8 protein-coding genes are annotated in these 7,286 nt (G+C 63.2%); 7 read left to right on the forward strand and 1 reads right to left on the reverse strand.

Features of this window, described 5'->3' with window-relative positions; translation table 11 throughout:
* A partial coding sequence (locus AC2FMM_RS18255) for a VWA domain-containing protein (RefSeq protein WP_496797348.1) occupies positions 1–406 on the forward strand: 406 nt, incomplete at its 5' end.
* 3 nt (positions 407–409) lie between these two features.
* On the opposite strand, the gene AC2FMM_RS18260 is transcribed toward AC2FMM_RS18255, so the two are convergent.
* Complete coding sequence (locus AC2FMM_RS18260) at positions 410–910, reverse strand: hypothetical protein (protein ID WP_496679754.1); 501 nt, start codon at positions 908–910, stop codon at positions 410–412.
* Between the two features lie 175 nt (positions 911–1,085).
* Here AC2FMM_RS18260 and AC2FMM_RS18265 point away from each other — a divergent pair, with 175 nt between their 5' ends.
* The 6 genes from AC2FMM_RS18265 to AC2FMM_RS18290 all read left to right on the forward strand — a co-directional run.
* Positions 1,086–1,637, forward strand: coding sequence for a YeeE/YedE thiosulfate transporter family protein (locus tag AC2FMM_RS18265; RefSeq protein WP_496679757.1), 552 nt, complete (start codon positions 1,086–1,088; stop codon positions 1,635–1,637).
* A 3-nt stretch (positions 1,638–1,640) separates the two neighbouring features.
* Entirely contained in the window at positions 1,641–2,234 is a 594-nt protein-coding gene (locus AC2FMM_RS18270; RefSeq protein ID WP_496797349.1) for a DUF6691 family protein, read from the forward strand.
* A 107-nt stretch (positions 2,235–2,341) separates the two neighbouring features.
* The gene (locus AC2FMM_RS18275; protein WP_496797350.1) at positions 2,342–3,310 is read left to right on the forward strand and encodes an XdhC family protein; all 969 of its coding nucleotides are present in this window, start codon (positions 2,342–2,344) and stop codon (positions 3,308–3,310) included.
* Positions 3,307–4,311: a molybdopterin-binding protein gene (locus tag AC2FMM_RS18280; RefSeq protein WP_496797351.1), complete on the forward strand. Its 1,005-nt coding sequence runs from the start codon at positions 3,307–3,309 to the stop codon at positions 4,309–4,311. Before AC2FMM_RS18275 ends, AC2FMM_RS18280 begins: the two co-directional genes overlap by 4 nt.
* Positions 4,312–4,459: 148 nt before the next feature.
* Complete coding sequence (locus AC2FMM_RS18285; RefSeq protein WP_073279505.1) at positions 4,460–4,945, forward strand: (2Fe-2S)-binding protein; 486 nt, start codon at positions 4,460–4,462, stop codon at positions 4,943–4,945.
* 81 nt (positions 4,946–5,026) lie between these two features.
* Positions 5,027–7,286 (forward strand): xanthine dehydrogenase family protein molybdopterin-binding subunit (locus AC2FMM_RS18290; protein ID WP_496797352.1); only part of this gene is annotated, 2,260 nt, incomplete at its 3' end.

Raw genomic sequence — 7,286 nt, forward strand, 5'->3', positions numbered from 1 at the left:
CGTCGATGCGGCGCTGGCCGCCGCCGGGGCCGAGGCGCAGGATTGGGAGGGCGGCACGCGCATCGGCGAATGCCTGCACCAGTTCAACCGAGACTGGTCGCGCCGAGTTATGGGGCAGGGGGCCGTCGTGCTGCTGATCACAGACGGGCTGGAACGGGGTGACCCCGATCTGCTGGAAAAAGAGATCGAACGCCTGCACCTGTCGGCCCGTCGACTGATCTGGCTTAACCCGCTGCTGCGCTGGGACGGGTTCGCGCCCAAGGCGCAGGGCGTCGCCGCCATGCTGCCGCATGTGGACAGCTTCCGCGCCGGTCACTCTATTGCATCGCTCGAGGATCTGGCCGCCGTGATCTCAAGACCCGACGACCAGGGAGAAAAAGCGCGCCTGATGGCGGCTTTGTCATAGTAGTTACTGCATCAGTTTCTCATTGCATTCGCGTGCCATTTCCATGGCCTTGTAGGTGCCGGTCAGATCGACGGTGAAGCCAAAAGACTTCTCGGGGAAGACGATCATCACCTTCTGGCGCGCCAGATCATCGGCGAATTGCGGATCGTCCGACAGGACATAGCCGCCCGAATAGCCCTTGGTGATGTTGCCCTTCATGCCAGTTGCCTCGCCGACATAGAGGTTGTCGCCCAAAAGGATCGCGACCCCTTCCTTCTCGCCACGCTTGATGTCGGTTTCGGCCTTGGTAAAGACCCCGACATATCCCACGCCGCGATCTTCGGTCAGGCCCATCTGAACCACGTTTTCCACGTCGTCCACGGCCTCGATCAGGCAGGATTTCTTGTCGTTGTCGATGAAGACCTTCCAGCCCTCGACCTCTCCGTATTTTTCGAATGTGTCTGCCCAGGCGGGGGCTGCCGCGACAAGCGCCGCCAAGAAAGATGCGGAAATGTGTTTCAACATGTTCGTCTCCAAATCTCGAAAATCAGGGATACCGCAGACCGGCGTCGCGAGCGTAGAGCGGCGGCTCGCGTTAATCAACCGGAGGCTCCCGGGCCATTTGATCCAAATCATGCAGGAAACGGAATGCTTAAAATATAAGGGAAATGGAATGTGAGAATCTTCAGGAGGAAATGCCATGCCAATGACCTGGAAAGCGGGTGGAGTTCTGCTCGGCCTTGTGTTCTTTTTGGCGATCTTGCTGGTCAAGCCGATCGGCGTGTCCACGCAGTTCGTCATTCTGGACGGCATCATCGCCGATGCCGTCAACCCGGATTTCGTGACCGCAACCGATGAGGGCTATACCTCGACCAACGCCTATCTGGCGAAATCCGGGGGCAAATACGCGAAATCGGTTGCGAACCCGCTGAACTATTCCTTTGTCTTCGTCCTTGCGATGATGTTAGGCGGGTTCCTGTCGGCTAGGGCCCGGGGCGGTATCGAGGGCCAGGACCGCAAGGTTCCCGCATTGTGGCGGGCGAATTACGGCGACGACCCGTTGAAACGCTATCTGGTCGCCTTTCTGGGAGGTTTCATCGTTTTGTACGGGGCACGGCTGGCCGGGGGCTGCACGTCCGGGCACATGATGTCGGGCATGATGCAGACGGCCGTCAGCGGGTACATTTTCGCCGCCGGAGCTTTTGCCGCCGCGATCACCGTTTCGATCCTGATGTTCAAGAAGGAGGCCTGAGCCATGATGTCGATCATACTTGCAATTGTCATCGGGGTCGCATTTGGCGCGGTCCTTGATCGGGCCGGCGCGTCGAACCCTTCGACCATCAACAAGATGCTGAACCTGACGGATCTGCGGTTGGCCAAGGCGATCATGCTGGCCATCGGACTTGGTTCGGTTCTGATGTTCGGCGGTCAGATGATCGGGCTGGTCGATGTGGGCCATATGTCGATCAAGGCGGCCTATGCCGGCGTCTTCCTGGGCGGGCTGCTGCTGGGGGCCGGCTGGGCGATGGCCGGCTTTTGCCCCGGAACGGGCTTGGTGGCCGCGGCCTCGGGGCGCAAGGACGCGCTGTTCTTCGTGGCGGGCGGATTGCTGGGCGCTGCGGCCTACATGATGACCTATCCGATGTGGAAGGCCAGCGGCCTGCTCGACCCGATCTGGGGCGGAAAGGTAACACTCGGTATCGTACCGGGGTCGGGCTATGATGCTGTAACAGGCCTGCCTGGCGACATTCTGGGCATTGTTCTGGGCCTGGCGTTCATCGCCATTGCCTTTGCGCTGCCCGAACGGCTGTTGGGCCAACCCTCAGGGCAAGCGCATCCGGCCGAGTGACGGCCCGCTGCGCATATCCTTGAAAGCCCGGCGCGCGGTGACGTGCCGGGTTGCTTTTCATCCCGCAAAACCTGCTTATGTTGAAGCGGATCAGGCGGGAGGCTCCGATGGACAGATTTGACAACAGCCCGGAAACGGCTCTGGCGTGGTTCCGCAAAGGGCGTGGAGCCGCGTTGGCCACCGTCGTCGAAACCTGGGGCAGCGCGCCCCGGCGGGCGGGTGCCCAGCTGGTCATCGGCGGCGACGGCCGGATCGAAGGCTCGGTCTCGGGCGGATGTGTCGAAGGCGCGGTGATCGTCGAGGCGCTCGAGGCCATGCAGGAGGGCGAGGCGCGCCTGTTGGAATTCGGTGTCAGCGACGAGGATGCCTTTGCCGTCGGGCTGGCCTGCGGAGGCACGATCCGGGTTCTGGTCGAGCCGGTGGGCTCGGTCCTGCCAGAACCGATGCTGGCCGAACTGGTGGCGGCGCGGGCGCGGCGCGAGCCCATGGCCTATGAGGTCAATGTCGAGACCGGCCACCGCGCGCTGCGGCGCAACGCCTATGCGGACCGGCTGCGCATGGATCGCTCGGGGTTCGAAGAAGATGGTCAGACCTTCGTGGCCGTGCACAACCCGCCCTTGCGGCTGATCGTGGTGGGCGCGGTCCATATCGCGCAGGCACTGGTACCGATGGTGCGGATCGCGGGTTATGACCCGATCATCATCGACCCGCGCGAGGCGTTTGCGTCCAAATCCCGTTTTCCCGGTGAAAAGCTGCTGACCGACTGGCCGGACGAGGCCGTGGCCAGCATCGGTCTGGATGCGCGCACGGCGATGGTTCTGCTGACCCACGACCCCAAGCTGGATGATCCGGCTCTGCAGGCTGCGCTGAACTCGGACGTGTTCTATATCGGCGCGCTGGGGTCGTCGCGCACCCATGCCAAACGGGTGCAGCGGATGACCGAGGCGGGATTCTCGGCAACGCAGTTGCAGCGCATTCATGGGCCGATCGGTCTGGATATCGGTGCTGCAGGACCGGCTGAGATTGCTGTTGCGATCATCGCGCAGATGACGGCCGTGCTGCGGGGCAAGGCATGAAATTCGGCCCATTACCGGTTGCGGACGCGAAGGGTGCGATCCTTGCGCATTCGGTCATGGCTGGCACGAAAAAGCTGCGCAAGGGAATGATGCTAGGCGACGCGCATGTTGCCTTGTTGACCGAGGCGGGCGTGTCCGAGGTGGTCGTAGCGCGGCTGGAACCCGGCGACTGTCACGAGGACGAGGCAGCGCGCCAATTGGCCGCGGCGCTGACCCCGGATCCGAAGGGTGCCAACTTGCGCGTGACCGATCCGTTTACGGGCCGCGTCAACCTGATTGCGGATCAAGCTGGGGTTGCCGTTCTGGACGTTGAGGCTCTGCTTGCGTTCAATCAGGTCAACCCGATGATCACGGTGGCCACCGTTCCTCAGCATCAGCAGATGGGTGCGGGCGGCATGGTCGCCACGATCAAGGTCATTTCCTACGCGGTGCCGCTGGCGGACGTTCAGCGTGCGGCGAAGCTGGCCAAGGGAGCCATTCGCCTTGCCACGCCGAAGTTTGGCAGCGCCGGGCTGGTGGTGACCGACATCCCCGGCGGGCCGCCCAACGACAAGGGTATCGCCGCGATGCGCGGCCGGGTCGAGGCCCTGGGTCTGAGCCTGGACGACGTGCAGATCGTTCCGCACGCGATCGACGCTCTGGCGCAGGCATTGTCCCGGATGAACACCGATATCGTGATGATCCTGACCGGCTCGGCCACATCCGATGTCGAGGACGTCGCGCCGCAGGCCGTTCGGCGCGCGGGCGGACAGGTGGAGCGCTTCGGCATGCCGGTTGATCCGGGCAACCTGTTGTTTCTCGGGGCTTTGGGCAAGCGGCCGGTCATCGGTTTGCCGGGATGCGCACGCTCGCCCGCGTTGAACGGGGCCGACTGGGTGCTCTCGCGGGTGGCCTGCGGGATCCCGACGACGGGTGCCGATATCGCGGCGATGGGCGTCGGCGGTCTGCTCAAGGAAATCCCGACCCGTCCGCAACCCCGCGCGAAACACAAAGTGACGTAACGGCAGTTTCGCTCCGCTGGCGACCTGCAATACATGTTGGCAATTGCCCCCCAATGGACGGGTTCGAAACGGCCAAGATTTTTGTTCTCAAACGACTTTTCCCGTGTTTAACTCGGGCCAAGGATAAATACGAAAATGGGAGGAACTTATGACACAGGTCTCAATGACCGTGAACGGAAAGACCGTGAGCGGTGATGTCGAGGGCCGGACGCTGCTGTCCAGCTTTCTGCGCGATCACCTGTCGCTGACCGGTACCCATGTGGGCTGTGACACGGCCCAATGCGGCGCCTGCGTGGTTCATGTGAACGGCGCGGCGGTGAAGTCCTGCAACATGCTGGCGCTCGAGGCGGACGGGGCCGAGGTCGGCACCATCGAGGGGCAGGCCAACCCGGACGGATCGCTGAACGTGATTCAGCAGGCGTTTCAGGATCATCACGGCCTGCAATGCGGTTTCTGCACGCCCGGCATGGTAATGTCGGCCGCGGCCCTGCTGAAGGAGAACCCGCGCCCGACCGAGGCCGAAATCCGCAAATACCTGGAAGGCAACCTGTGCCGCTGCACCGGGTACCACAACATCGTCAAGGCGATCATGGCCGCGTCCGGCCAGGACGTCAGCCACATCGCTGCCGAGTGATGCCGCTGCGGGCGCAGGAGGATGCGCCCGTGGGATGACAGGGATGCGCACAAGCATCCGTTTATGGGAGGAGAACAAGCTATGCCCAAAGACAGTGGCATCGGAGCCAGTTCCAAGCGCCGCGAGGACGTGCGCTTTTTGACCGGAGCGGGCAATTACACCGACGACATCAACATCCGCGGTCAGGCCTATGTGTATTTTCTGCGATCTGACATCGCACATGGCCGGATCAAAAGCATCGACACGTCCGCCGCCGAGGCCATGCCCGGCGTGGTTCGGGTGTTTACCGGCAAAGATTTCGAAGGCGTGGGCGGCATGCCCTGCGGCTGGGAGGTGACCGACAAGCATGGCGCGCCCATGCAGGAACCGCCGCACCCGATCCTGGCGCAAGGCAAGGTGCGCCATGTGGGCGACCCGATCGCGGCCGTCGTGGCCGACAGCCTGGAACAGGCCCGTGACGCGGCCGAAGCAATCGACGTGGATATCGAGGAATTGCCCGCCGTTCTGGACATGAAAGCCGCCGCTGAAGAGGGCGCGCCGTTGGTCCATGACGATCTGAAAAACAATATCTGTTATGACTGGCAGTTGGGCGAGGCCGACGATGACAAGGTGAACGAGGTGTTCGCCAATGCGGCGCATGTCACCACCTTGGAACTGGTGAACAATCGTCTGGTCGCCAACCCGATGGAGCCGCGCGTGGCCGTGGCGGAATACAGCCGGGGCACGGATGAATACACGCTCTATACCACCTCGCAGAACCCGCATGTGATCCGGTTGCTGATGTGTGCCTTCGTGCTGGGCCTGCCCGAGCACAAGGTCCGCGTCGTGGCGCCGGACGTGGGTGGCGGTTTCGGCACCAAGATCTTCCACTACGCAGAAGAGGCGTTCTGCACCTTCGCGGCCAAGGCGTGCAACCGCCCGGTCAAGTGGACGGCCAGCCGGTCCGAGGCGTTCATGTCGGATGCGCAGGGCCGCGACCATGTCAGCAAGATCGAGCTGGCGCTGGATGCCGACAACAATTTCGTCGGGCTGCGGACCCATACCTATGCCAATCTGGGGGCGTATCTGTCGACGTTTTCCAGTTCGGTGCCGACCTGGCTGCACGGGACGCTGATGGCGGGCAACTACAAGACGCCGGTCATTCAGGTGAACGTGCGGGCGATGTTCACCAACACCGTGCCGGTGGATGCCTATCGCGGCGCAGGCCGCCCCGAGGCGACCTATCAGCTGGAGCGCGTGATCGACAAGGCCGCGCGCGAGCTGGGCGTTGATCCGGTTGCGCTGCGTCGGCAGAACTTCATCACGCAGTTCCCCTATGACACGCCGGTGGCGCTGACCTATGATACCGGCGACTACAACGGCACCATGGACAAGCTGGAGCAAGCCGCCGATTTCGCGGGCTTCCCGGCGCGACGCGCCGAAAGCGAGGCGCGGGGCAAGCTGCGCGGCCTGGGCGTGAACTGCTATATCGAGGCCTGCGGCATCGCGCCCTCGAACATCGTGGGGATGCTGGGGGCGCGTGCGGGCCTGTATGACGCGGCAACCGTGCGGGTGAACGCCACCGGCTCGATCAGCGTCATGGTCGGGGCCCACAGCCACGGGCAGGGGCACGAGACGGCCTTTCCGCAGGTCGTGGCCGACATGATCGGCATCGACGAGTCGATGGTCGAGATCGTGCACGGCGATACCTCGAAGATCCCGTTCGGTATGGGCACCTATGGCTCGCGCTCGCTGGCGGTTTGTGGATCGGCCATGGTCAAGGCGACCGAGAAGGTGATCGAAAAGGCCAAGAAGATCGCGGCGCATCTGCTGGAGGCGTCCGAGGCCGATATCGAGCTGAAGGATGGCCAGTTCACCGTGGCCGGCACCGACAAGTCGGTGGCCTGGGGCGATGTGACCCTGACGGCCTATGTTCCGCACAACTTCCCGCTAGAGGTCGAGCCGGGGCTGGAGGAGACCGCGTTCTATGATCCGGCGAACTTTACCTTCCCGGCCGGCGCCTATGCCTGCGAGGTCGAGGTTGACCCCGAGACCGGGCAGGTGACCATCGAACGGTTCACCGCGGCGGATGATTTCGGCAACATCATCAACCCGATGATCGTTGATGGCCAGGTGCATGGCGGTATCGGACAGGGGATCGGTCAGGCCTTGCTCGAGAACTGCGTCTATGACGAGAACGGTCAGCTGCTGAGCGCGTCCTTCATGGACTATGCCATGCCGCGGGCCGATGACGTGCCGTTCTATACCGTGGATCATTCGAGCCAGACGCCGTGCACGCACAACCCGTTGGGTGTAAAGGGCTGCGGCGAGGCCGGGGCGATTGGATCGCCGCCTGCGGTGG

This window comes from Ruegeria sp. BHSC043 (assembly GCF_059612985.1).

What these genes read in the sequence shown, in the direction of transcription:
- AC2FMM_RS18275 (WP_496797350.1), top strand. Translation starts at nt 2,342, where the DNA reads ATGGACAGATTTGACAACAGCCCGGAAACGGCTCTGGCGTGGTTCCGC.
- AC2FMM_RS18260 (WP_496679754.1), bottom strand. Translation starts at nt 910, where the DNA reads ATGTTGAAACACATTTCCGCATCTTTCTTGGCGGCGCTTGTCGCGGCA.
- AC2FMM_RS18280 (WP_496797351.1), top strand. Translation starts at nt 3,307, where the DNA reads ATGAAATTCGGCCCATTACCGGTTGCGGACGCGAAGGGTGCGATCCTT.
- AC2FMM_RS18285 (WP_073279505.1), top strand. Translation starts at nt 4,460, where the DNA reads ATGACACAGGTCTCAATGACCGTGAACGGAAAGACCGTGAGCGGTGAT.
- AC2FMM_RS18270 (WP_496797349.1), top strand. Translation starts at nt 1,641, where the DNA reads ATGATGTCGATCATACTTGCAATTGTCATCGGGGTCGCATTTGGCGCG.
- AC2FMM_RS18265 (WP_496679757.1), top strand. Translation starts at nt 1,086, where the DNA reads ATGCCAATGACCTGGAAAGCGGGTGGAGTTCTGCTCGGCCTTGTGTTC.